A 25,048-nucleotide genomic window follows, 5' to 3' on the forward strand; every position below is an offset into this window, starting at 1 on the left:
CCTTCTGCCTCCTGCCTTCTGCCTCCTGCCTCAAAACTCCTATTTCTAGCGGAGGGCTGCAAAGGTGAGATGCTCCCTATTTTTTTTACCCCACCCCAACCCTCCCCGAACCCGCTCGATCGGGAGTAATAAATTCACAAATGATGTAGGATTGCTATAGAGGTAGAAGATTAGGGCGGGTTAGATAACCCTAATTAATTTATGAGTAAATACGAAAAGTCCTGAAATCGTTTCGGCTGGCATGGGAATAATAATTTTTCCTGTCCAGTACCCGCGTCCGCGATCGTTTTTTGGATCCCACCTAGTTTTTGAGGGTAAGTTCACTTGATTAATACTCCGAACAGTTTTTCTCTGGCCCAATGGCTGATTCTCGCTTGACTTTGCTCGACTGTGGATAATTAAATCAATGTCGGCTCCACGCCGGGATTGCATTTAATTCGACTTTTTTCTGCTCCTTGCCCCGCGTAAGCTTATAGTATCGTTACCCAAACTTTCCTGAGTATTGACTCGATCAGATGATATTATTATTTTTGAGCCGGCTGCCGACATTCAGAAGATTGGTTTGTACACAACCCTTAAAAGTTATGAAAATTAATATAATTAGCCGAGTTGGAAAGATTTTGGAGAGCCGAGATGATCCCTCGGCTTCTCAATAAAACCTGTTAGAGATTTCGATCGCGTACTTGTCCCCTAACCGTATACCTACGTATATATATTATTAATTAAAAAGATATACTGTAGAAAGTTGCCTACAAAGCGCCAGAAAATATGCACCCCCACCTCCAGCGCCAACTCGAACAGCTTGGTTTAGTCGGCGAGTCTCCCCCTCCCACTGCTGAGCAGTGGCAGCTTTTATTAGAGCAGGTAAGTTGTAGCTATGACGGAACTCTGAGTCAGCAAGAACTTCAGCAGCAGGATTGCTTGAACTCAGAGACTGTGCCGTTAAAGGATTTAACTGACTCGCCCCAGTCCCCTCAAGACTCTCCAACAGCTTCAGAATTCGATCGACTGCGGGCGAGTGTCAACAGTTTGGGGGCGGGATTGTGTATCCTTGACGCGAAGGGCTGTGTAATCTCGGTGAATCCAGAGGCCGAACGCTTGCTGGGGTGGCGAGAGTCGGAACTTGCAGGCGTTTCTCTGCTAGAGCGCATCGGGAAGCAAAAGGAAGGCCACAAATCCCAAGTTTTGACGGAGCCGAAACAGTCGCCCAGCAAGAGTGAAGATAGGCCGATCGCACCTACACTAGATTTACAACAGGCGATCGCTTCCCGTCAACCTTGCAACAACTGGGACGACGAGTTTTTGTGTCGCGACGGCAAGATTTTACCAGTTTCCTATTTTTTCCATCCCGCATTTGAGGGCAGCGAAATATCAGTCTTGGTGTTTTTTGACCTTTTTGACATTAGAGAACACAAGCAATCGCTCTCGATACTGCAAGCAGTTCTAAAATCTACAGATGCAGGAATTCTGGCCGTTGACATCAACGGCAATGTATGCAATTATAATCAGAAATTTCTAGAGCTGTGGGGTTTGTCCGCCAGCCAAGGAAAGTTGAGCCGATCGACCTTCGGCCCAGTCAAAAACACGATCGAAACAGGATTCCCATTCGACAGGGAACAATTAAAAGACCCGCAAGGATTTCTCCAAAACGTGCTCAAAGTGTCGGCAGATTCAGATACTCAAATCAGCGAATTATTAGAATTTAAAGACGGAAAAATTATTGAATTAAATTCGTTGCCATCAAAAGTAGGAGCGAAAACAGTCGGTAGAGTCTGGATCTTTCGAGACGTTACCGAACTCAAAAAAGTAGAACAATCTTTGCAGTATCGAATAGAATTCGCTCAGTTGATTGCCCGTTTGTCAACCGATTTCATCAGCCAGCCCTTATCAGAAATAGACAAAGGCATCGATCGAACCCTGGAAGCGATCGCCACATTGAGCGGGTTTAACCGCAGTTACATCTACCTGTTATCATTCGACAAAACCCGCGCCGACAAAACCTACGAGTGGTGCGGCGAAGGCATTCCGGCAGTCAAAAACAGCACCGACAAACCAATAGACACCGCACAAATCCCTTGGATTGCAGAAAAGCTCGATCGCGCCGAATGCCTTTATATTCCAGAAATCGGCGAACTCCCGCCCTCAGCAATCGCCGAAATTGCCTATTTTCTCGGTCAAAATCCAGCCCAATTCCAGACAGAATCCCCATCCCAAACAGTCAATCAAACAGCAACCGCCTCAATACCTTCGATTGGGACTTCCCTCAATAATTTAGAATCCCAAAAACCGCTAAAAAATAGCCACTCACTGATAATTATCCCCCTAATTTCGAGGAAAAACCTAGTAGGAATTCTCGGATTCGATGGCTTAAAGCAAACAGCAGGTCGAGCAACCGAAATATCCACACAGCTAAACATGGTAGGAGAAATGCTCGCCAATGCCCTAGAGCGCAAGCGAGCAGAAGCAGCCTTGAGACAATCCGAAACAAAATACCGCAGCATCTTTGAAAACGCAGTCGAAGGCATATTCCAGACCACCCCAGACGGGCGCTACCTCAGTGGCAATAGCGCACTAGCCCGAATTTACGGCTACGAATCCTGTACCCAAATGCTCGCCGAACTCACCGAGATCAACCGCCAACTTTACGTAGACCCCAATCGGCGCGCCGAGTTTATGGCCCTATTGGGCGCGCGCCGCCAAGTGTCAAAATTTGAATCCCAAATATACCGCCGAGACGGTAGCACGATCTGGATTTCTGAAAACGCGCGCAGCATCTGCGACGAAAACGGCAGGATTTTGTACTACGAAGGCACAGTCCAAGACATCACCGATCGCAAACAGGCAGAATCCGCCTTGCAGTCGGCCCTAGAAGCAGCAGAATCAGCCAACAGGGCAAAAAGCACATTTCTCGCCAACATGAGCCACGAACTTCGCACACCCCTCAATGCCATCATCGGCTACAGCGAAATGCTCCAAGAAGAAGCCGAAGAATTGGGCGATGAAGCTTTCGTCCCTGACCTCGAAAAAATCTGCAGCGCCGGCAAACACCTGCTGTCGATGATCGACGACATCCTAGATATCTCTAAAATTGAAGCAGGTCGAATGGATCTCTACTTAGAAACCTTCGACATCCATACCTTAATTGAAAGTGCAGTTGCCACGGCCAGGCCGCTGGTCGAGAAAAACGGTAATACCCTAGAAGTGTACTGTCCAGACAACCTCGACACCATGCACGCGGACATGACCAAAGTGCGGCAAGTGCTGCTTAACTTGCTCAGCAACGCTGCCAAGTTCACACAAAACGGGAGAATTTCGATCGGAGTGGAAAGAATTAAAAATGAACAATTAAAAATGAAAAATCAAGAGGAATCTTCCCAAATTTTAATTTCCAACTCCGAATTTTTAAGTTTCCGCGTCGCCGACACCGGCATCGGCATGACACAAGAGCAATTGGAGCGAGTTTTCCAACCTTTCACCCAAGCTGATGCCTCGACTACCCGCGAGTACGGTGGCACCGGTTTGGGACTAGCAATCAGCCAGCGCTTCTGTCAGATGATGGGCGGCAGCATTGAGGTCAGCAGCACCTCGGGCTCCGGCACTACTTTCACCGTGATCTTGCCCAGCGCCATCAAACAGCCGGAAATCCCCAACAACGTCCACGACAGCACTAGCCCTCCCGACGCCCCCGCTGTCGGCACGGTGCTGGTAGTGGACGACGACCCCATCTCGCGGGATTTAATCCAGCGCACCCTCAGTCGCCAAGGACTGCACGTAGAAGTCGCAGGCGGCGGCGAGCAAGCTCTCCGGCTCGCTAAGCAACTACGGCCAGACGCCATTACCCTGGATGTGATCATGCCAGGAATGGACGGCTGGGCGGTACTCTCAGCGCTGAAGGCAGATCCTGACCTTGCCGAAATTCCCGTAATCCTGCTATCCTTTGTGGGCAACAAAAGCCTCGGCTTTGCATTGGGTGCCTCGGACTACCTCACCAAACCAGTGGACGGCAAACGGCTGGCTGCCTTGTTGAACAAGTACCGACGCGACCAAGACGGCGTTGCAAGTAACAATTTGACCTGTGAAATTCTAATTGTGGAAGACGACGTTGCCACGCGCGAAATACTGCGATGCGTACTAGAAACACAAGGCTGGGCAGTAACGGAAGCTGACAGCGGACGCGCTGCTCTCGATCGGCTAAAAGTTGCTCGCCCGCACCTGATATTACTGGATTTGATGTTGCCAGAAATGGATGGTTTTGAGTTAATCGGGGAAATTCGCAAATCCCATTCGGGAGATCCTATACCGATTGTTGTGCTCACGGGGAAAAACTTGACACCGGCCGAAAGCCAGCAGCTAAACGGCTACGTCGAGCGGGTGCTACAAAAGGGAGTCTACAGTTGCGATACTTTGTTGCACGATGTTCGCTCTATAGTCAATGACAGGTTCGATCGCAGGTACGACTCGAAAGGCAAGGAGAACACCAATGGCTAAAATCCTGTTGGTCGAAGATAACGAAATGAACAGAGATATGCTTTCCCGGCGTCTGGCCCGGAAGGGACACGAGGTCTTTATTGCTGTTGACGGTGCTGAGGGGGTGTCGATGGCGCTCGCGAAAGTACCGGATTTGATTCTGATGGATATGAGTCTGCCAGTGCTCGACGGGTGGCAAGCAACGCAGCAAATTAAGGCGGCTTCTGAAACTAGCACGATTCCGGTGATTGCGCTGACGGCTCACGCAATGGCGGGCGATCGTGAAAAGTGTATTGCCGCCGGCTGCGACGACTACGACACCAAACCGGTCGAGTTTCCTCGACTTTTGGGTAAGATTGAACTGCTTCTAAAAAAGGCTATGACATGAAAGGTGACGAGGGCAGCGTGCTGGTTGTTGACGACAATGAGGTAAACCGCGATTTGCTGGCCCGCCGACTTCAGCGTCAAGGCCACGTGGTGACTGTTGCTGAAGATGGTCTCCAAGCTCTGGAAATGTTGCGAAGAGATCCTTTTGATTTAGTTCTCCTCGACATTATGATGCCGCAAATGAACGGCTATCAGGTGCTGGAAAATCTGAAGGCGGACGAGAAGTTGCGCCATATCCCGGTGATTATGATTTCGGCGGTGGACGATATCGACAGTATCGTCCGGTGTATAGAGTTGGGGGCGGAGGATTATCTTTCTAAACCGTTCAATCCGGTATTGCTCAAGGCTCGGATTAGCGCTTGTCTGGAAAAGAAGCGGCTGCGGGATAAGGAACAGGCCTATTTACATGAGTTGGCTCAGGAAAAGGAAAAGTCCGAGCGTTTGCTGTTAAATATTTTACCGAGGGCGATCGCACAGCGCCTCAAACACGGGGAAATTACGATCGCAGACAGTTTCGCTGAGGTAACAGTGATGTTTGCCGATTTGGTCGGTTTTACTAAGCTTTCGGCTCATTTATCGCCGGCCCAGTTGGTGGAGTTGCTCAACGAAATTTTTTCGGCTTTTGACGAGTTGGCCGAGCGCTACGGACTTGAGAAAATTAAGACGATCGGCGATGCTTATATGGTAGTTGGCGGTTTGCCGACGCCCAGCGACGACCACGCCGAGTCGATCGCCGAAATGGCGCTGGAAATTCAAGCAGCGATGACTAAGATACATACCAAGGGAGGTCAGCCGCTCAGCATTCGCATCGGCATCCACACAGGCCCGGTAGAAGCTGGGGTAATCGGTACTAAAAAATTTACTTACGATTTGTGGGGAGATACGGTAAATACAGCTTCCCGGATGGAATCTCAAGGCGTCCCCGGCAGCATTCAGGTGACAGTTGCTACCTACGAGCGCTTGCGGGGTAAGTACGTTTTTGAGGAGCGCGGCATCATTCCAGTGAAGGGGAAAGGCGATATGATGACTTATCTGCTTGTGGCCCGAAACGCTTAATTAATCATTGGGCATTGGGCATCGGGTATCGGTAACTAATATCCACAGTCAACAGTCAACAGTCAACAGTCAACAAATCATCAAATGAGCGTAAATTCTAATCTCTTAATGTACGCCCAATGGGCGGGAATTCTGACAGTAGCTTTGGCTATTTTAACAGTTATAGCATTTATCTTCAAATGGGGTTTTCGCTTCCGATTGGTAGGAGTGACAAGCTTTATGGGCGTGATTGCTGCGAGTATATTCGGTCTCGGTTTGGGACTGTTTTCCCGTACAGAAATTCCGGGTGCGGTGCGCTATTCTTTAGTTTACGATACTGGCGGCGCTCAAACAGTAGTTACTGTGCCACCTACGATCACGGAATCAGAATTAGAAGCAACGATGCAGCAAGCGGCTGCGGATTTGTACTCTCCAGGGCGCTCTGGGCGCGGTAGAGACTACATGACAATCCGGGTTCGTACAGTGGTACATCCTGAACCGGGGCTGTCGCAGCCGCTGTTTTTGGGCGAAGTGAGGCGATCGCTCGCGACTCGTTATGATGAGAAAATGGCGATCGAAATTTTCCCCGAAAAAGTTGCTATTCTGAAAAAATATCAAGCCTGATAAATCCTGTAGGGGCGGGTTTTACAAACAAAAATTGCCTCAAACCGACAATCTCAAAAACCCGCCCCCACCAACGACAAATCTACTATAAACAATATAAAATTATGACTCAAGAATCCGAAAAATTAATAACGAACCTCTACAATGCCTTTGACCCATTCTATCCTTTGCCCGCAAATGATCCGCAGTATGTTGACTGTCAGGAAGCGCGAGGAGATGGGAATATTATAGAAGATTTGGGCATAAAGATTCAGCGGCGATCGGAACGGATGACTTGTCAGTTATATACTGGACATCGCGGTGCGGGAAAATCAACAGAATTGCTGCGACTTCAACAATATTTACAAACAAAAGGCTGTTTTGTAGTCTATTTCGCCGCCGAAGAAGAAGATATCGATCCAGAAGATACTGAATATACCGATATTCTCCTCGCTTGTACCAAACATTTATTGAAAAAACTTAGCTCAAACTCTAAATCTCAAGCTTTATTAAATTGGGTAAAAAGTCGAGGAAATGAATTAAAAGATTTGGCCCAAATGGAAGTAAACCTTGATTCTATCAGTCTAGAATCTCAAATTACTTTGTTTACCAAACTCACGGCAAATATTAAAGCTGTACCAAGTTTGCGCCAAGAAATTCGCCGCAAAATAAACCCTCACACAACAACTTTAATTACTGCGCTAAATGAATACATTGCTGGCGCTAAACAAAATCTGCCTCAAGGCTATACTCAACTAGCAGTTATTGTGGATAATTTAGACAGAATCGTGATATTGAATGGCTCTGAAGGCAGCAACAATCATGATGACATTTTTATCAACCGCTGCGAACAACTTAAAGGATTAGATTGTCACGTTATCTATACTTTGCCAATTTCCATGATGTATTCCGATCGTGCCAATGAGTTAGCCTCCAATTACGATAACAATGAAATTTTGCCGATGATTATGGTGCGAACTCGTGATGGCAATATCTACGAACCAGGATTGAATAAAATGAAAGAGTTGATTTGTAAACGAGTCAGCCCTTTTTCTCCTAACTTGTCTCTGGAAACTGGACTGTTTGAAAACCTAGAAATACTCAATCAAATTTGCTTGATGAGTGGCGGTCATGTCCGAAATATGTTACAGTTAATGGAAGAAGCTATTCAGCGTACTGAAGAATTGCCGATTTCTCCAAAAGCCGTGCAAAGAGCTATTACAAAAGCACGAGATCCTTTTCGCAGAAATGTAAACGATGGAGAATGGAAAATTTTAGCTGAGGTTTCACGCTCAAAAGAAATCAAAAATGAGGATGAATGCCGCAAGTTATTGTTTAACCGCTGTATTTTGGAATACCGTTACTTTGATGAAGCAGGTGAAATCCAGTATTGGCATGACGTTCACCCGCTGATTAAAGGAATTAAGCAATTTCAAGATAGTCTTGCACAACTTCCAGAAATTGAGCCATGACTCCAGAAATAATTGATTGGGATGCCGATTTACCGCCAGCAACAGCAGAGGAAGAATATGAGTCTCTGCTACGCACTCTCAAACGGACGAATGGTTTCCGGTTGTTGTTTGTTGAGTGTGTGCCGGCGGAGGGGGAACGATTGATTACGCAAGTTCGAGAAGATTTATCCCAGAAAAAGATTCAGGTGTTACCGCTGGATAAGTCTGTTTATAATTTTTATAAGATAATTGAAGATTTGCCAAAGCGAGATGAAATTAATATTTTGTTTGTGACAGGCTTAGAATATTCACTTTATGAGTATGAACAAGAAAAAAGAGAACTGGGATGGAAAAGTGAGGAAATTTATTCCTATAGTTGGCGGGGTGTGCCACCTGTTTTGATCAATCTCAACCAGCAGCGGGAAAGATTTAGAGATAATTTTAATATTTGTTTTGTGTTTATCTTACCTCGTTTTGCAGTTAATTATTTGATTGAACGAGCACCGGATTTCTTTGATTGGCGATCGAGCTTATTTAAGTTGTCGATGGATAAAGAAAGCTTGCAAGCCGAATCAATGCAAGCTTGTTCGGAGAGACGGAAGCTAGAAGAATATCTAGCTTTGACTCCTGAAGCACGGAAACGCGAATTGGTCAGGCTTCAAGGTTTAATTGATGAGGATGGGCAAACACCTGAACAAAAAGCTGAATTGTTTGGTGAACAGGCTTTATTGTATCTCTCTGCTGAAGATTACGCAAAGGCGATTGCCTTTTACGACAAAGCCTTAGAATTCAAACCTGATAAACACGACGCCTGGTACAATCGGGGATCTGGACTGGATGATTTAGGCAGACTAGAAGAAGCGATCGCCTTCTACGACAAAGTCTTAGAATTCAAACCAAATTCACACGAAACCTGGTACCATCGTGGCTCTACACTGGTTAATTTAGGCAGGCTAGAAGAAGCGATCGCCTCCTATGACAAAGCCTTAGAAATCAAACCTGATAAACACGAAGCCTGGTACAATCGGGGCATTGCACTGGGTAACTTAGGAAGATTAGAAGAAGAGATCGCCTCCTATGACAAAGCCTTAGAAATTCAACCAGATGACCACGAAGCCTGGTACAATCGGGGCATTGCACTGGATAATTTAGGCAGATGGGAAGAAGCGATCGCCTCCTATGACAAAGCCTTAGAAATTCAACCAGATGACCACGCAGCCTGGTACAATCGGGGCATTGCACTGGATAATTTAGGCAGATGGGAAGAAGCGATCGCCTCCTACGACAAAGCCTTAGAATTTAAACCTGATAAACACGAAGTCTGGAATAATCGGGGTAATGCACTGGATGATTTAGGCAGGCTAGAAGAAGCGATATCCTCCTACGACAAAGCCTTAGAATTTAAACCAGATGACCACGCAGTCTGGTACAATCGGGGGATTACAATGGGTAAGTTAGGCAGGCTAGAAGAAGCGATCGCCTCCTACGACAAAGCCTTAGAATTCAAACCTGATAAACAGGACGCCTGGTACAATCGGGGCTATGCACTGGGTAATTTGGGCAGGCTAGAAGAAACCATCGCCTCCTTCGACAAAGCCTTAGAATTCAAACCTGATAAAGATAAAGCCTGGTACAATATCAAACATCTCAGATTTATCATCTGGCTTGCTTTCATGCGTTGCACAGTCAGATCGATCGAGCGATTCAAAATTTGCAGCAAGCCATCAATCTGAATCCTGACACATACCGAAAACTGGCAAAAACTGACTCAGTTTTTGACAGCTTTCGATCGCATACTCGGTTTCAAGCCTTGATTCAAGAATAGGGATTTGCCCTTGGGCGGGGCGGGTTTATGAGATTGTCGGTTTTAGGCAATTATTGTTGGTAAAACCCGCCCCTACAGCATCAAAAACACTCTTATTATTTCTTAGTCCGCGCAGGCGGACTTGGTTTGTATAGACGCGGTTTAAACCGCCGAATTATCTGAATAAATAGTACAATTAAACCTAGATACTTCTCGGAGACAACGACTATGCAAGTCACAACCCAAGAAATCATTTATCCTTCCAGCGACGGTCAACCAATGGCAGAAAGCACAATTCAATATGAATTAATTGTCAAAATCAAAGAAGGTTGCGAATCGCTGTTTAAAGATGACCCAAACGTTTTTGTAGCTGCCGATTTACTGTGGTATCCCGTTGAGGGGAAACCTGAAATTTCTCAAGCACCTGATACGATGGTGATATTTGGAAGGCCAAAGGGCGATCGCCCTTCCTACATACAACATCGAGAGGATAATATTGGCCCTCAAGTCGTTTTTGAGATTCGCTCCCACAACGACAGCAATACTAAAATGAATAAAAAACTTTCATTTTACCAGCGTCATGGGGTTGAGGAGTATTACCTTTACGATCCACAAATAAATGAACTGGAAGGTTGGCAAAGAATTGAGGGAAATTTAGAAGTTATTGAGCCGATGGAGGGATGGATTAGTCCGAGATTAGGTGTGCGATTTGAGTTGGGAGAAGATGGGTTAGAAATTTATCGACCTAATGGAGAAAAGTTTCTTTCCTATGCGGAATTAGAAGAAGAGAGATTATTAGATAGTCAGCGCCTACAACAAGAGTCTCAAAGAGCCGAACAAGCCAATCAAAGAGCTGAACAAGCCAATCAAAGAGCTGAACAAGCCAATCAAAGAGCAGAACAAGCAGATCAAAGGGCCGAAGAAGCAAATCAAATTGCTCAACGTTTAGCAGCTAAACTGCGCGAATTGAACATCGATCCAGATAGCATTTAACCCCGAATAAATGCTCAGAAGGCCGGTTTGTTTGAAAAATGTGGTTTGTGGCGATCGCGCTTATTTGTGCTTTTAACGTAATCCTGTCAGCCCGATCGCCCTTTCCTCTTTTCTACCCAGTCAATCGATTGCGCGATTTTAGATTTTAGATTTTAGATTTTAGAATTGAAGCATTGACCCCACGGATAAATTCGGGGGCTTGCATCCTGGATGGTTTCGGTCAGCTCAAAAAAATAGTATTAATCTATACCTACCAATCCCAGCTCTAGAAGTATAATAAAAAAAATTGAAAAAGTCCCAAAATTCCTGTAAAATTGCCATAAATAACCAAATAGGATCGATCAAAAGCACTCAAAGGCGAAAAAGATCGCATATAAAAAAGAAAAGAATCAATTAGACAGAAAATAATGAGGTGAAACCCCTTGCAAAAATTAGCCAGCATAGAAAAGCCGATCGACTCAGGGGAAAAATCCATAGCAGTCAATACCCAAAAGGCTCAAACCTTGTACGAACGCGGCAACGCCCTAGAAGCAATGGGACGATTCCAAGCTGCGATCGAATCTTGGGAAGAAGCGATCGAACTTGAACCAAAATTTTATGAAGCGTGGTACAACCAAGGCGTAGCCCTCAAAAAATTGGGCCAGCTAGAAGAAGCGATCGCAGCCTACAACAAATCCCTACAAATCAAACCAAACAATCCCGAAGCGTGGTATAATCGGGCCAACGTTTTGCGGAAGCTCAACAGACTCTCAGAAGCGATCGCATCCTACGAAAAGGCGATCCAACTCAATCCCAGCTACCCCGAAGCTTGGACGAACCGCGGCAACACCCTCGTCAGCTTAGAAAAATTATCAGAAGCGATCTCCTCCTACGAGAAAGCTATAGCCATCAAACCAGACTACTGCGAAGCTTGGTACAACAAAGCATTTGCCCTGAGAAAATCCGACCAAAATACAGCCGCGATCACTTCCTTCGACAAAGCGATCGAACTCAAACCAGACTTGCATCAAGCCTGGTACAACCGCGGCTTAGCCCTAGCCGATGAAAAACTATACCCGGAAGCCGTCGCCTCCTACGACAAAACCCTGCAACTGCGCCCGAATTCCGCCGAAGCCTGGAACAAACGCGGCAGGGCGATCGCACAAATGGGACAATTTGAAGAAGCGATCGCATCTTGGGACAAAGCCCTCGCACTCAAGCCCAACGACAGCGAAACCTTTTACAACCGCGGCTTAGCCTTCGCCAACTTACAACGCTTTGAAGAAGCAATAGCCTCTTGGGACAAAACCGTAGAGTTGCAGCCAGACAACACCGAAGCCTGGTACAACCGCGCCGTCGCCCTCAAAAAAATCCAACGATTTACAGAAGCGATCGCCTCCTACGATAAAATGATCGCACTCAAACCCGACGATCCCAACCTGTACTATCAAAAAGCTTGCCTTTACGCCCTGGAAAAAGAAGCAGGCGAGCTCACAAACAGCCCCGAACTTGTAGCTACCAGCATCCGGCTGGCGATCGAAAACTTGTCCAGGGCGATCGAACTCAATCCGCATAAATACCGGAAATTATGCAAAAATGACTCTAAATTGCGTACAATACGGGAAGAAGTGCGGTTTTTAGCTTGATTTCAGGGTAGCTATGATTGATGGATACGGATGCCGCACTGCAACCTTTGTAGGCAAAACAGCACCATAAACCCCAATCATGCAAACCCTAGATAAAACTCAAGCAAAATTCGCTCAACTGGCAGCCCACCTCAGAGAAGTTACGGACATCGAATCAGCCTCGTCGTTGCTGCATTGGGATCAATCAACTTATATGCCCGCCAAAGGTGCAACTGCCAGAGGCCGCCAGTTGGCTACTCTCAAACAAATATCCCACGAAAAATTTACAGATCCAAAAATAGGTGAACTCCTAGAAGACTTGCGTTTCTACGAACAAACCCTCCCCTACGACTCCACCGCAGCCAGCCTGATCCGCGTAGCCCGCAGAGACTACGATCGCGCCGCCAGAGTCCCCGCAACCTTCATGTCCGCACTCTGCCGCCACCAAGCCGACTGCTACGAAGCTTGGGCCGCGGCCAGGGCAGCCAACAACTTCGCAGCCGTCGAGCCGTATCTAGAAAAAACCCTAGAATTAAGCAGGCAATACGCCGACTTTTTCCCCGGCTACGAACACATCGCCGATCCGTTGATCGATCGTAGCGACTACGGCATGAAAGTATCCCTGCTGCGCCCGCTTTTCGCCCAACTGCGTCAAGAATTAGTGCCGATAGTCGAAGCCATCACCTCGCAACCTCCCGCCGACGACTCCTGCTTGCACCAAGACTTCCCCGAATTCCAACAACTAGAATTCACTCGCAAAGTTGTAGAACGCATGGGGTTCGACTTCCAACGGGGACGGCAAGACACCACCCTGCACCCGTTCATGACCAACTTCTCCATAGACGACGTGCGAATTACCACCCGCGTCTATGAAGACCACTTGGATCAAGCACTCTTCAGCAGCATCCACGAAGCCGGACACGCCCTCTATGAACTAGGAAATTCCCCGGAATTTGAGGGCACGCTTCTGGCTGGTGGCATTTCCTCCGGCGTGCACGAAAGTCAATCGCGACTTTGGGAAAATTTGGTCGGGCGCAGCCGCGGTTTTTGGGAATGTTTCTACCCGCAACTCCAAGGCGTATTTTTGCGACAGTTGGGACACGTATCCACTGACGCATTTTACCGGGCAATTAACAAAGTCTCGCGATCGCTCATCCGAACCGACGCCGACGAAGTAACCTACAACCTCCACGTCGCCATCCGCTTTGACCTAGAATTGGCAATGGTAGAGGGAAAACTAGCAGTGCGAGACCTCCCCGAAGCCTGGAACGAACGCTATAGAACCGACCTCGGCGTTGTCCCCGCTACCGACAGCGAAGGCGCGATGCAAGATGTTCAGTGGTATGTTGGTATGATCGGCGGAATGTTCCAAGGTTACACCCTCGGCAACTTGATGAGCGCCCAATTCTACGAAACAGCAGTAAAAATCAATCCTGAAATTCCCGTAGAAATAGAACGGGGCAATTTTAGCGTACTCCACAACTGGCTCAAACAAAATATCTACCAGCACGGCCGCAAATACACTGCTGTCGAATTGATCGATCGCGTTACAGGTTCACCTTTAACTATCGATCCCTTTATCCGTTACATTCGCCACAAATACGGGGAGTTTTATGTCATTTGAGGGATAGCAAGTTCAGATTGCAGACTTTAAAATTACAAAAAAAGTAGCCGCTTAAAAAACGGGCGATACTGTTTGAGTATCGCCTAATTTCACAGCGGAAATCAAAAGTCTTACATAAGGGAGTATGTATGTCTGAACTCTTTCAGGCTGTTATCGCCAGCGACGAAAAAACCGAGTTGCGTCAGTTTGTCAGCGATTTACGCGCTTTAGGAAACAAATATTTACTGCGAAACGACATAGTTAACGCTTTTGCCACCTACTGCACCAAATACGAAAAGCCCGAACAGTTTCATCAATCTTCTCTTTTAAGCAAACTGATTTACTACGTTCAGGAAATTCTTCTCGAAGATGGCAGTCTTTGCGTCCTGCTGCGACCAAAAATTGCTACAATGGAAATAGTGCGAGTTGCAGACGACTTGACTGTTGAGCAGATGACAGTGCAATAATTGCTCGATGTGCGCGATCGCTTCGTCAACCACTTTCACCCCCAAGAAGGCGATATTCTCGAACTAGATTTCGGCCCTTTTTACGATTATTCCCCCACAATTCGCGACCCCAAAAACATCGGCAAAGGAGTGCAATTCCTCAACCGATACCTGTCCAGCAAACTGTTCCAAGATGCCAGACAGTGGCAGGAAAGTCTATTTAATTTCTTGCGGATTCACCGCTACAACGGCGTACAATTACTAATTAACGATCGCATAAAATCCCAAGAACAACTTTCACAACAAATCAAAAAAGCCCTCACCTTTGTCGGCGATCTTTCTGAAGAAGAACCCTACGAGAGATTTCGACTGGTTTTGCAAATGATGGGTTTTGAGGCAGGTTGGGGAAATACCGCCGCCCGCGTGCATGAAACCCTAGGAATTCTTGACGAATTAATTGATTCCCCCGATCCGCAAACCCTAGAAGCATTTATTTCTCGCATCCCGATGATTTTCAAAATCGTCCTAGTTTCTCCTCACGGCTGGTTCGGCCAAGAAGGAGTTTTGGGGCGACCGGATACGGGAGGTCAGGTAGTTTATGTCCTCGATCAAGCCAAGAGTTTAGAGAAACAACTGCAAGAAGACATTCATCTTGCCGGTCTCGATAGTTTAGGAGTCAAACCTAAAGTAATTATTCTCACCCGGTTAATTCCTAACAGCGATGGCACGCGCTGCAACCAACGTTTGGAAAAAGTTCACGCCACAGAAAATGCTTGGATTTTGCGGGTTCCCTTCCGGGAGTTCAATCCCAAACTGACTCAAAATTGGATTTCGAGATTTGAGATTTGGCCTTATTTGGAAACTTACGCGATCGATGCAGAAAAAGAACTGCTGGCTGAGTTTCAGGGCAAACCCGATTTAATTGTCGGCAACTATTCCGACGGCAACTTGGTAGCGTTTTTGCTGTCTCGCAAACTCAAAACTACTCAGTGCAATATTGCCCATGCGCTGGAAAAATCTAAATATTTGTTCAGCAATCTTTACTGGCAAGAATCAGAGGACAAGTACCATTTTTCGCTGCAATTTACTGCCGATATAATTGCTATGAATGCAGCTAGTTGTATTGTCAGCAGCACCTATCAAGAGATTGTGGGACAACCCGATAGTGTCGGTCAGTACGAATCTTACCATTGTTTTACCATGCCGGATTTGTACCACGTTGTGAACGGGATTGAACTGTTCAGCCCTAAATTCAACGTCGTGCCGCCGGGAGTCAACGAAAGTGTGTACTTTCCCTACACGCGCATCGAAGACCGGGTGCAAGGCGATCGCGATCGGCCAGGGCGAACTGCTGTTTACTCTAGAAGACCCCGAACAGGTCTTTGGCAAACTCGACGATCCGCAAAAGCGCCCTTTATTTTCGATGGCCAGGCTCGATCGCATTAAAAACCTGACAGGCTTAGCAGAATTGTTTGGAAAAAGCCAGGAACTGCAAGAAAAATGCAACTTAATTCTAGTAGCTGGCAAACTGCGGGTCGAAGAAACCGAAGACTACGAAGAAGCAGAAGAAATTAAAAAACTCTACGCAATTATCGACCAATACAACCTTCACGGTAAAATTCGCTGGCTGGGAGTGAGGCTTTCCAAAAGCCTGTCCGGCGAAATCTACCGGGTAATCGCTGACGCCCAAGGTATATTTGTTCAACCAGCCTTATTTGAAGCTTTCGGCTTGACAATTCTCGAAGCAATGATTACCGGGATTCCCACTTTCGGGACGCAGTTTGGCGGCCCGCTGGAAATCATTCAAGATGGGGTAAATGGGTTTTATATCAATCCGACTAACCACCAGGAGACTGCCCAAAGAATTCTCGATTTTTTATCGAAATGCGAACACAATCCCAACTATTGGTATGAAATTTCAACGCGAGGGATTGACCGAGTTTACAGCACGTATACCTGGAACATTCACACTACCAAGCTGCTGACACTGGCGCGGACTTACGGTTTCTGGAACTACTCGTCCAAGGAAAACCGCGAAGATATGCTCCGTTACATAGAATCGCTGTTTTATCTGATTTACAAGCCAAGAGCCAAGGCTTTATTGGCAGAACACGCAAATCGATAACTGCCGAGTTTTGCTTTTTCTCTCAACTCCATTGGTATCGGAATTATTCATCTCTTTCTTCCCTTTCTCTGTATCCTCTGCGTCAAGATGGGTTTAATAATTCCGATACAACTGAGATGTTGCACTATTCTCAAGAACAGGCAAGATGCCTGTTCCACAAAGAGTGAATTTTCTTGTGGAACAGGCATCTTGCCTGTTCCTAAACGGCCCATTCCACAAGAGATGAATTTTCTTGTGGAACAGGCATCTTGCCTGTTCCTAAACAAGTAAGTGAGAATGGTGCAACATCTCAGATACAACCGAAATTGATCTTACGGGGGGATTCAAGGAAAAAACTTCGCCTCTGATGGATCAACTTTGTACCAAACCTGCCCGTAAATATTTGTGAATGACGGCAGGTTTTGTACAATAGGACTGAGGCTAAGAAACCCGGTTTCTACGAAAATATGGGCTTTGGTAACGAAACATCTCGGAATCAACCGGGTTTATTAGGAATAGTGCGAACCGGCCCCTACTTCTAACAGGTAACTTCCAACTCGCAAATTCTGAGTGCTGGTTTCCCCATTGCCGAAATTCTAGAGACCGGGGCAGATATAGCAACCGCGCCAGACGCTTAGAACTTTCTTAATGGCCTAAACCAATGCGGTCTATTACCCCTTCCCTCGGACTTCTTGTTACCCGATCGCGAAGTCGAAAGTCATTCTTCCTTCTTGCTTCTGCTATATGTCTCAGAAAGCTGTCCGGGTAATACAATTAGATTTAGAAACATGAAAACAGGGAAACCTTGTCAAACCTTACCAACAGGATGAAATTTATGCGTGTGACTACTGTTACGATTTTCAGCTTGATCGCTCTGCTCGCTCCCGGCTTAACCCGAAAGGCAACTGCTGCTTTCGACTCCGAACCCTTGGTGCAGGAAGAGTACCGCCGAGACTTTACGGCTCCCGCCGATCCGGGTGCGTCAGCATCGCCGGAGGGAAAGTCCAAAGCAGATATGTTTAACAAGCCTTTTTACGCGGGCGAGCAGACGCCAGTGAAAAAGGAAAAAACTATCTCGGCGGGTGCTGACGGGCCAGAAGTTGCAGCCATACAGCAGCGCTTGCAGGTGCACAGTTTCAAGGTGGGGACGATCGACGGTACCTATGGCTCTCGCACTACATCGGCGGTTCGTGCTTTTCAGCAGTCTAAGGGTTTGAACGCAGATGGCATTGTGGATAAAGAAACTTGGACAGCTTTAGCAGCAGATCCAGCGTCGGCTCCTGAAACTGTGCAGAGCAATGCTCCAATTCTGAGCAATGCTGCTGTTCCGGGTAATCCTCCAACTCTTCTGAATAAAGGGGCTGTCGGTTCCAAGGTGAAAACGCTACAGGTGCGTTTGGAAATGCAGGGTTACGATCCGGGCCCGATCGACGGCATTTTTGGCGCTCGCACTGCTACGGCTGTCAAGAACTTTCAGCAGTATAAGGGCTTGATGGCTAGTGGCATGGTGGACGACACAACCTGGAAGGCGCTGGGCCAAAAGTAAGCGACGAGTGAAAAATACGGAAAATTGCTGTGGCGATAACTCATGATTGAACCCGGTGTCCCAAAATGACCGGGTTTCTCGATGTTGAGCGATCGAGCAATTTGGTCATCAGCCTGCGGATTTATCAGTGGGGCGCTGTCTTCAATCTAAAATCTAAAATCTAAAATCTAAAATCGATTGGGCTATGTGGTCATCAGCCTGCGGATTTATCAGTGGGTCGCTTCCTTCAATCTAAAATCTAAAATCTAAAATCTAAAATCGCTTGACCGATCGCTCTGTTGTGTGCTATAGTATTGAAATGTCAAAATGCGGATATGGCGGAATTGGCAGACGCGCCAGATTTAGGTTCTGGTTCCGAGAGGAGTGAAGGTTCAAGTCCTTTTATCCGCATACTATCTAATACTTTATAAATCAAGGGTTGGAGGTTAATTGAACCAAGAATCCCGTTTTTTGCTCATGTTTCGCTGACTCTTGCGAGTAAGGCGGTCGATCAAAACACTCTGTGCGATCATCGCAATGTTCGAGCATTTGCATACCCTTGACTGTGATGTTTTAACTTCTGATGATGCCGATCGGGCGAATCAAGGGATTCCTGATAACGAGTAGAATAGTAGATGGCTAAAACAGGAAGTTTAGATATGGGACTTAATGAGTATTTTGATTTCTTAGCACCGGATGATATTCGTATTAAAGGACATCGCATCGGGATTGAGACGGTACTGTATGAGTATATTTATCGGGAACGCACCGCAGAAGAAATTCACCAACTCTATCCTTCTCTCAGTTTAGCAGAAGTTTATACGACTATTTTGTATTATTTAAAAAATCAAGAATCAGTAAGTAGATATTTGCAAGATTGGTTGGAGTGGTCGCATCAGCAGCGAAAAATGCAAGCAGCAAATCCCCATCCTGCAGCAGAAAGATTGCGAAAATTGAAAGCGGAACGGGAAAGGCAAACCGCGATCCAGGGTGCTTGAAGAATGGCACTTAAATATTTGATGGATGAGAATGTTACGCCCATTTATGCTACACAGCTTCGCCGGAAACGCCCCGATTTAGTAGTTTGGGCCGTGGGTGAAATTGGTACACCCCCAAAAAGCACCCTCGATCCGGAGATTTTGGTGTGGTGTGAGGATCATAGCTTTATTTTGGTGACAAATAATCGCAAGTCAATGCCCGTGCATTTGGTAGATCATCTGGCTAAAGGTTGTCATATTCCAGGGATTTTCGTTTTGAATCAAGATTTAAGTATTGGGCAAAATATTGAGGAATTGATTTTGATTGTTGATGGTTCGTTTGATAACGAATACCAAGACCGAATCATTCATCTCCCCTTAACATAAATCCACACTCCGATCGCGATCTAGAGAATGCTTGGCGTTATTACGATCGCCACCACCAAGAAATCGATCGCCTCATTGTTGCTCATCAAACGGATGATTGAAAGGGTGAGGCTGTATTAAGAGTGAAAATTTTGCGATCGCCATCAGATTATGCGCGGGTGACCAGAAACCGGGTTTTTGCCCAGAAGACGCCATGCAGCCGTAGAAACCGGAAAAACCCGGTTTCTTGGGTTTTTCTCCGTAACTCCTATTTGTGTAGAAGCAATTTCCCTCGCCGATTTTTATCTTAACTTTTTCAGTTTCTTCAAGTGCGATCGCCTCAAATTTTCCACCAACCGCCGCAACTGGTTCAAATTACCCGATTCCCCGCCATACTTCCAGCGCACGTAAGCTTGCGAAACTTCATCAATCACCTCAGCTTCATCAGTTGCATGATTCCCGCGCATTGCCTCAGCATACTCCAAAGGGGTTTGAGCTTTCTGCTTGGCAAAACCCCTACTCGCCAAATCCTTCAGCATTTCCTGATAAACCCCCTCCACCGGCGGCAACTTCGCCAGCCAGCGGCGGTGGCGCCACTTGCGCCACACTTGCCAAATTAACCAGCCAATAAAGCCAAAGCCGATCGCAGCAATCAAACCAGTAAATAACCCCACCCAGCCCTTAGCAAACTGTCCCAGAAACCAGCCTACAATCAAAGTTATCCAGCCAATTACAAAACCTATGACTGAATCGAGCCCGCTTCTGAGAGGAGTCGGTAGCCAACCCGCGATCCACTTCCAAAACGATTCCAGCGCACTAAAAGTCTGGTTGTCTTCCACCGAAGCCGGAATCAGCGGATAACCGGGAATCGGATTAAAAGCAAACCAGCCGTGATTGGGAAAATATACCTCCGTCATCAAGAAAGCGTCGGTATTTTTCACAATATACAAACCCGTAAACGGGTTAAATTCCCCCGTATCGAAACCGCCCACCATTCGGGCCGGAATCCCGATCGACCTCAGCATAATTGTCAGTACCGTCGAAAAGTGGTCTGGATATCCACCTGTAACTTTTTTGCCACCCTGAGTGTTTTTGTAGCCAAACAGAAAACCCTCGACTAAATCTTCACCTTCTTCTAAGTAAGGCAAAGCTTTTTCTATTTTGTAATTCGGATTTTGCTTTAAATATTGAGCCAAATACAAAGCTTTTTCGTAGGGAGAGTCGATCGATCTATCAGACTTAGCTACTCTCGTCCTTGCTAGCAATATTTCCTCAGTTTTTGCCCGCACCTTTTCAGCAATTTTCGGCGGCACATCCAAATAGAACTTGCGAATATTTTTCGGGTAATTAGTACCAGTTTTTCCCAACAAAGCTCGATCGCGAAAAGGCACATTAGAAATCACCGTATAAGTCACACCCTCTCCCAATTCCGCAGGCGCTCGCAAACCCCCCTCCGCATCAATCGCCACCTCTGGGCTCGGAAAATAAAGCTCCTTCGGCTTGTTTAAAGCCGGAATCAAATTCGGCATTGGAGCAACAATAGTATAACTTTGAATCACCTCTTGATTCCGAGGCGCATTGGGAAACGGATTCAGATAAAATTGATAAGACCACCTAGGCCGAGTAAGCTTTTGAGCTTGTTCGTTGCGAGAAATTTCCCAACCCTGACCGGTGTATTTGTCAAAGCCTAATACTCGCCAAAAACCCGCCGCCTGCGATCGCACCCGCATCACCACTTGGGGTTTCATCTCCCCCCGCAAATTTTGATTAATGCGCTGGTTGAAACCGTAATAAAAAGTAGTGTCTACCTCTCCTGGCCCTTTTTCTGGGTTTCTCCCCCTTCCTCCGCCAGTCCCTTTTTCATTTCCCCCTCTAACATACCCTGGATTCAGAATGCTGCGCGAGTCAAACTCCCCCTGATATTCAATAGGAGCACTCACCGGAAAAGTCCGCAACTGATAGCCAGGGAGGCGCGGCAAAAACGCAAAAATAGTCAGCCCCAACCCGACAGTTATCAGCAGCAGCCAACCAAAATACTTTGGGGATAAAGTAGCAGCAAATAGCGACAGGCTTTCATTTTTCCCTTTACCTTGTGCTTTTTCGCCAATGGCTTCTGGCTTCAAAAATCCCAAGCGCGATCGATAATCCAAAACCAAAGTTGGAAGCGCTAAAGCCAAAAACACCAACAACAGCGGCCCAAAAGTCAAGGTTTGGCTGAGAGTCGCTGCTACCCCTAACAAAATTAGCCCGATTACCATCGAATAGCCTAAATCCTTGCGGCGAGGCAAATCGAAACTGTGCAGCACTTGAAGTTGGATTAACAGTTGCGCCAAAACTAACCGCGTATCATTCAATTCTCCCACCAAGCGGCTAAAAAAAGCGAACAGCGCCACCAGCATTCCAATAGCTATGCAGAACTTAGCAGCTACATTGCGATCGCGGCGGCGGTACCAACTCCAAGTTGCTCCCACAATACTAACAGGCACAGCCCACAGGTTCAGGGCTTCTTCGGCAGCAACGTCAGTAGCTACAATTCCCACAATTACCAACAACTGAACTAGGATTCGCAGCAGTAAAGAATCCTCAATCACCGGCGGAGGCATGGCCTCAATCTGCTCCCACAGCTTACCCAACACAGGTATATTTCGCAGGTTATCAGTTGTCATGTGCACCCATCCAACTATTTTAGATTTTAGATTTTAGATTTTAGATTGAATCCACAGATAAATCTGGGTTTTAACTAATATCTAAATCTTATTTCCCTGTCAAACGATTTTAGATTTTAGATTTTAGATTGAATCCACAGATAAATCTGGATTTTAACTAATATCTAAATCTTATTTCTCTGTCATTAGATTTTAGATTGAATCCACAGATGAATCTGGGGGCTTGAACTAATATCTAATTTTTTTGGCTTTCCACGACAGAAGTCGAGGGATTGCATCTGTTTTTGTGTGAGGTCAAACCAGAGAGTAAACACCTACCTTATTTACTCTAATTAGGCCTTTCTAGTTGCTATCTTGTCCTGCCAAAATTGGACGAATAGCAAACATCAAAGGTCGGGTCTCGAAGTTTTGGAATCGAACTTCTAGGGCATAAGTCTTGTTAGGTTGCGGGTCAAACAACTCCACACTTAAATGCCCCGAATTCGGACGATGTGCAGTTGCTTCGGCATCTCCTCCCTTGAGTTCCAAACTTCCTGCCCCCGGAAATTGGCACTCAACTCTTAAACACGGCATTGGCTGTTCTCTGTTGGGGTTCGACAGGTATTGAGCCTCCAGAGTCAGCGAACCCAAAGCAGTAAGCCACTCGCGCGAAATCGGCGGCTGATTCACATGACAATCGAGAGTTAGAGACTCAATGATTTCCTTGGCGGCCAACAGCGACAGCACCATTTGTTGATCGGTACTCGCCACTTCGTAATTCGGGAAATCTTCTAAATCTAGAAGTCCCCGTAAAGCACCTCGGAGCACTAAACCAGCTAATTCGTTGAGTTCGTGAGAATGGCCCGGAAATAAGCCATCTACAGCGCGAACTAACTTCGATCCTTGCCGCAGCGACGACATTACCAGTTCCTGACAAGGTTCTAGCAGTTGAGCAAAAACCCCTTGGGCGATCGGAATTGGCAGGCGGCCCCACCTGATATTTTGTAGTTGGGGAGTCCAGATGTGTAGGGGGGGAACCCATTGCGGGGCTACCTCGTCTGGGTAATCGTGGTCGTAGCTTTTGAATTCTGTTTCCCAGGGGAACAGCGGCGGGTTAGATTCAATTTCGGCTCTAAGCCTTTGTTTTAACAAGGTCTGAAAACGGTCTTGCACGGTCGGTATTTCTCCAATTGTCAGCGGTTGTGCGGGTGCATTGCTGTGCGCCCCCACTTGATAGTCCAGCGGGTCTGGTTCGTCCCATTCCCAGTATTCCACCCCGGAATTCTCTTCTGTATCGCCCCACTCTTGTGAGCGAGGGGATGGATTGAGGTTTTCCTCATCTTCGCTAGAGGCATTCGCGATCGGCGCCTGCAATATCCAGTCTAAAAAATGGCGATCGAAAGCCTCTGCATCCCTGTTCGTTTCGTTATTCATCACTAGATGCCCCTTCTCCGGAATCTGAACGATTTCGCAATTCCCACGCAAGTTCCAGCAATTTAAACCACCGCTTCTGTACCTGGGCTACCGTGCTACCCAGGGTTTGGGCGATCGCTGACTCTGACAGACCCTGTTGTTTCAACTTTAGCAAACGCTGTCCCTCTGGACCAATTTGCTCGCCAAAAGCCTGCCACTGAGAAGGTAGCAAACCCAGATTTTGATCGAGGTCTGCTTCCAGCCACTGGTGAACGAGTTCCCAGCGGTGCGACATGGCGAACCTGAGCAAATGGTACTTGAAGCGCTGCTGCAAATAGTCTCTTTGGCGGGGAGTTATGCCCAGAAGCGACTCTATTTCATTAGTCGGCAAGTCTTGCAAGCGCAGCACGAAGTAATCGGCACATTCTTGTTGGTTGCGCTCTTTCAAGTAGGCGACTAATTCGTCAATCACCTTTTGCCGCAGAGATTCTGACTCGTCGCCTTGGGGACGAATTGCCGCCGAACCCTGTCCGGCCATCGCTTCCCGCACCGAGTGCACCGAGGTGTCGTTCCAAGTTTGGTCGGAATCTGAAGCGCCTCCGTCGGCGGCTTGTTCCATATCTACGGAGGTTTCTTTGGGCTGCTGCTGGGAAAAGGTTTGGGCCCGTAAAATAATTAGTTGCTGGCTGCGGTTCCGAGGTAAAGGAATGCGCCGCTTGCCAAAGCGCTCTACAAAGGCCATGTACTCTGCTAGTTCTAAGCGAGTGCGGGGACTGTAGGTGGGTGGCAGTTGGGTTTCGCGCCGGAATGCCTTTAAAGCTTCCAGATAAAATCCTTGCAAAAAATCTTTGATCAGTTCTACTCGCGCCTGATAGCTAGACTGCACCTGCGGAGGGGTGATGTAGCGATAGACGATCGCGCTGAGGGTACTGTGTAATTCTACTCTACCGGGCCCAGAGCCTAAATTGTAATAGTGGAGGCATTGTTGCAAGCGGTGCTGAGCGAGGCTCTGGGCTGAACCTTCTATATCTCCAGAGGCTTGAATCCGCTGGCTTTCAGTGCATATCCTGTTGACTTCTGCTGCGAGTCGCCCTGCTACATCTTGGCAGTTCTGCTCAGACGCGCGAGTGGACTTTTTAAGTTCGTCTAACAGCAGTTGAAATATGGTTTCCACGCTCTGGCAGATTTCCCGCATGATGGTTTACAGCTAACAATGAAAGTACCACAGTTAGTAAAAGTATGGATAAATCTTTCCTACTGCTACTTTACCGCGTATTCCCCAGATAGGACAAACTGCAACGTCCTCTATCTCCTCCTTCGCGCAAACACAGAGGACTGCTTTTTTTAATCTGTCCTGGAGGCGCCATCCGTTAAGAAACAGGTTTAAACAGTTGCCATAACGATGGTTCATCAGAGTGTCGGGTTTGACAAAGCCTTCATGGGGGCCCAAAACGCTACACTGTCGTTGATACCTTCGGCAAGCGTGCTGTGGTTGTCACAGCAGCGCAAGTCTTCCTGAAGGTGAAGCGAGCAAACAGGTTCTCTCATTCGGTCTACTAGATGGGGTCAAGGGTTAGAAACGGTTATATTTAATTCCCAGTCCCCTAGCCCGTCATTTAAAGCAG

Annotated in this window: 20 protein-coding genes and 1 tRNA gene; 17 read left to right on the forward strand and 4 right to left on the reverse strand. The window is 46.9% G+C overall.

Annotation, left to right across the window (positions count from 1 at the left end; all coding sequences use genetic code 11):
* Positions 1-768 precede the first annotated feature (768 nt).
* The 13 genes from QUA00_RS11030 (at position 769) to QUA00_RS36810 (ending at position 16,518) form a co-directional block, all read left to right on the forward strand.
* Positions 769-4,488, forward strand: a complete 3,720-nt coding sequence (locus tag QUA00_RS11030; RefSeq protein WP_333409623.1) for a response regulator — start codon at positions 769-771, stop codon at positions 4,486-4,488.
* The gene (locus QUA00_RS11035) at positions 4,481-4,855 is read left to right on the forward strand and encodes a response regulator (RefSeq protein WP_333143834.1); all 375 of its coding nucleotides are present in this window, start codon (positions 4,481-4,483) and stop codon (positions 4,853-4,855) included. Before QUA00_RS11030 ends, QUA00_RS11035 begins: the two co-directional genes overlap by 8 nt.
* Complete coding sequence (locus QUA00_RS11040) at positions 4,852-5,910, forward strand: adenylate/guanylate cyclase domain-containing protein (protein ID WP_333409624.1); 1,059 nt, start codon at positions 4,852-4,854, stop codon at positions 5,908-5,910. The genes QUA00_RS11035 and QUA00_RS11040 overlap by 4 nt, the downstream gene beginning before the upstream one ends.
* An 84-nt stretch (positions 5,911-5,994) precedes the next feature.
* Positions 5,995-6,513: a Ycf51 family protein gene (locus QUA00_RS11045; protein WP_333143832.1), complete on the forward strand. Its 519-nt coding sequence runs from the start codon at positions 5,995-5,997 to the stop codon at positions 6,511-6,513.
* A gap of 104 nt (positions 6,514-6,617) precedes the next feature.
* Positions 6,618-7,964 carry an ATP-binding protein gene (locus QUA00_RS11050; protein WP_333409625.1) on the forward strand — a complete coding sequence of 449 codons (1,347 nt, stop codon included), beginning with the start codon at positions 6,618-6,620 and terminating at the stop codon, positions 7,962-7,964.
* Positions 7,961-9,676, forward strand: a complete 1,716-nt coding sequence (locus tag QUA00_RS11055; RefSeq protein ID WP_333143830.1) for a tetratricopeptide repeat protein — start codon at positions 7,961-7,963, stop codon at positions 9,674-9,676. The genes QUA00_RS11050 and QUA00_RS11055 overlap by 4 nt, the downstream gene beginning before the upstream one ends.
* Positions 9,655-9,768, forward strand: coding sequence for a TPR end-of-group domain-containing protein (locus QUA00_RS36795; protein ID WP_445252040.1), 114 nt, complete (start codon positions 9,655-9,657; stop codon positions 9,766-9,768). Before QUA00_RS11055 ends, QUA00_RS36795 begins: the two co-directional genes overlap by 22 nt.
* A 207-nt stretch (positions 9,769-9,975) precedes the next feature.
* Positions 9,976-10,740, forward strand: coding sequence for a Uma2 family endonuclease (locus tag QUA00_RS11060; protein ID WP_333409626.1), 765 nt, complete (start codon positions 9,976-9,978; stop codon positions 10,738-10,740).
* A 422-nt stretch (positions 10,741-11,162) separates the two neighbouring features.
* Positions 11,163-12,365 carry a tetratricopeptide repeat protein gene (locus QUA00_RS11065; protein ID WP_333409627.1) on the forward strand — a complete coding sequence of 401 codons (1,203 nt, stop codon included), beginning with the start codon at positions 11,163-11,165 and terminating at the stop codon, positions 12,363-12,365.
* Positions 12,366-12,444: 79 nt separating this feature from the next.
* On the forward strand, positions 12,445-13,968 hold the full coding sequence (locus tag QUA00_RS11070; RefSeq protein WP_333143827.1) for a carboxypeptidase M32: 1,524 nt from the start codon (positions 12,445-12,447) through the stop codon (positions 13,966-13,968).
* 128 nt (positions 13,969-14,096) lie between these two features.
* On the forward strand, positions 14,097-14,414 hold the full coding sequence (locus QUA00_RS36800) for a hypothetical protein (protein WP_445305734.1): 318 nt from the start codon (positions 14,097-14,099) through the stop codon (positions 14,412-14,414).
* A 9-nt stretch (positions 14,415-14,423) separates the two neighbouring features.
* A complete protein-coding gene (locus tag QUA00_RS36805) occupies positions 14,424-15,839 on the forward strand; it encodes a hypothetical protein (RefSeq protein WP_445305737.1) in 1,416 nt (471 codons plus the stop codon).
* Positions 15,817-16,518, forward strand: coding sequence for a glycosyltransferase (locus tag QUA00_RS36810; RefSeq protein WP_445305735.1), 702 nt, complete (start codon positions 15,817-15,819; stop codon positions 16,516-16,518). The genes QUA00_RS36805 and QUA00_RS36810 overlap by 23 nt, the downstream gene beginning before the upstream one ends.
* Before the next feature lie 47 nt (positions 16,519-16,565).
* Here QUA00_RS36810 and QUA00_RS11080 read toward each other — a convergent pair whose 3' ends face one another.
* Positions 16,566-16,706: a hypothetical protein gene (locus QUA00_RS11080; protein WP_333409628.1), complete on the reverse strand. Its 141-nt coding sequence runs from the start codon at positions 16,704-16,706 to the stop codon at positions 16,566-16,568.
* 626 nt (positions 16,707-17,332) lie between these two features.
* Between QUA00_RS11080 and QUA00_RS11085 the strand changes: the two genes are divergently transcribed.
* From QUA00_RS11085 to QUA00_RS11100, 4 genes are all read left to right on the forward strand, one after another.
* Complete coding sequence (locus QUA00_RS11085) at positions 17,333-18,043, forward strand: peptidoglycan-binding protein (protein ID WP_333409629.1); 711 nt, start codon at positions 17,333-17,335, stop codon at positions 18,041-18,043.
* Between the two features lie 308 nt (positions 18,044-18,351).
* A tRNA-Leu gene (locus tag QUA00_RS11090) sits at positions 18,352-18,433 on the forward strand.
* Between the two features lie 224 nt (positions 18,434-18,657).
* A complete protein-coding gene (locus QUA00_RS11095) occupies positions 18,658-19,020 on the forward strand; it encodes a DUF433 domain-containing protein (RefSeq protein ID WP_445305736.1) in 363 nt (120 codons plus the stop codon).
* A 3-nt stretch (positions 19,021-19,023) separates the two neighbouring features.
* Complete coding sequence (locus tag QUA00_RS11100; protein ID WP_333409630.1) at positions 19,024-19,386, forward strand: DUF5615 family PIN-like protein; 363 nt, start codon at positions 19,024-19,026, stop codon at positions 19,384-19,386.
* 281 nt (positions 19,387-19,667) lie between these two features.
* On the opposite strand, the gene QUA00_RS11105 is transcribed toward QUA00_RS11100, so the two are convergent.
* From QUA00_RS11105 to hetZ, 3 genes are all read right to left on the reverse strand, one after another.
* A complete protein-coding gene (locus QUA00_RS11105; protein ID WP_333409631.1) occupies positions 19,668-22,031 on the reverse strand; it encodes a transglutaminaseTgpA domain-containing protein in 2,364 nt (787 codons plus the stop codon).
* Between the two features lie 342 nt (positions 22,032-22,373).
* A complete protein-coding gene (locus QUA00_RS11110; RefSeq protein WP_333143823.1) occupies positions 22,374-23,444 on the reverse strand; it encodes a hypothetical protein in 1,071 nt (356 codons plus the stop codon).
* A complete protein-coding gene (gene hetZ / locus QUA00_RS11115; RefSeq protein ID WP_333143822.1) occupies positions 23,437-24,618 on the reverse strand; it encodes a heterocyst differentiation protein HetZ in 1,182 nt (393 codons plus the stop codon). Before hetZ ends, QUA00_RS11110 begins: the two co-directional genes overlap by 8 nt.
* Positions 24,619-25,048 lie beyond the last annotated feature (430 nt).

It is taken from the genome of Microcoleus sp. T2B6 (assembly GCF_036700475.1).
In the GTDB taxonomy this organism is placed as follows: Bacteria; Cyanobacteriota; Cyanobacteriia; order Cyanobacteriales; family Microcoleaceae; genus Microcoleus.

Excerpts from the sequence above, each read along its gene's own strand:
- QUA00_RS11080 (WP_333409628.1), bottom strand. The coding sequence starts at position 16,706 with ATGCCTGTTCCACAAGAAAATTCACTCTTTGTGGAACAGGCATCTTGC.
- QUA00_RS11055 (WP_333143830.1), top strand. The coding sequence starts at position 7,961 with ATGACTCCAGAAATAATTGATTGGGATGCCGATTTACCGCCAGCAACA.
- QUA00_RS11045 (WP_333143832.1), top strand. The coding sequence starts at position 5,995 with ATGAGCGTAAATTCTAATCTCTTAATGTACGCCCAATGGGCGGGAATT.
- QUA00_RS11050 (WP_333409625.1), top strand. The coding sequence starts at position 6,618 with ATGACTCAAGAATCCGAAAAATTAATAACGAACCTCTACAATGCCTTT.
- QUA00_RS11035 (WP_333143834.1), top strand. The coding sequence starts at position 4,481 with ATGGCTAAAATCCTGTTGGTCGAAGATAACGAAATGAACAGAGATATG.
- QUA00_RS11110 (WP_333143823.1), bottom strand. The coding sequence starts at position 23,444 with ATGAATAACGAAACGAACAGGGATGCAGAGGCTTTCGATCGCCATTTT.
- QUA00_RS11040 (WP_333409624.1), top strand. The coding sequence starts at position 4,852 with ATGAAAGGTGACGAGGGCAGCGTGCTGGTTGTTGACGACAATGAGGTA.
- QUA00_RS11085 (WP_333409629.1), top strand. The coding sequence starts at position 17,333 with ATGCGTGTGACTACTGTTACGATTTTCAGCTTGATCGCTCTGCTCGCT.
- QUA00_RS36800 (WP_445305734.1), top strand. The coding sequence starts at position 14,097 with ATGTCTGAACTCTTTCAGGCTGTTATCGCCAGCGACGAAAAAACCGAG.
- QUA00_RS11060 (WP_333409626.1), top strand. The coding sequence starts at position 9,976 with ATGCAAGTCACAACCCAAGAAATCATTTATCCTTCCAGCGACGGTCAA.
- QUA00_RS11105 (WP_333409631.1), bottom strand. The coding sequence starts at position 22,031 with ATGACAACTGATAACCTGCGAAATATACCTGTGTTGGGTAAGCTGTGG.
- QUA00_RS36810 (WP_445305735.1), top strand. The coding sequence starts at position 15,817 with ATGGCCAGGCTCGATCGCATTAAAAACCTGACAGGCTTAGCAGAATTG.
- QUA00_RS11095 (WP_445305736.1), top strand. The coding sequence starts at position 18,658 with ATGGCTAAAACAGGAAGTTTAGATATGGGACTTAATGAGTATTTTGAT.
- hetZ (WP_333143822.1), bottom strand. The coding sequence starts at position 24,618 with ATGCGGGAAATCTGCCAGAGCGTGGAAACCATATTTCAACTGCTGTTA.
- QUA00_RS11070 (WP_333143827.1), top strand. The coding sequence starts at position 12,445 with ATGCAAACCCTAGATAAAACTCAAGCAAAATTCGCTCAACTGGCAGCC.
- QUA00_RS11100 (WP_333409630.1), top strand. The coding sequence starts at position 19,024 with ATGGCACTTAAATATTTGATGGATGAGAATGTTACGCCCATTTATGCT.
- QUA00_RS11030 (WP_333409623.1), top strand. The coding sequence starts at position 769 with ATGCACCCCCACCTCCAGCGCCAACTCGAACAGCTTGGTTTAGTCGGC.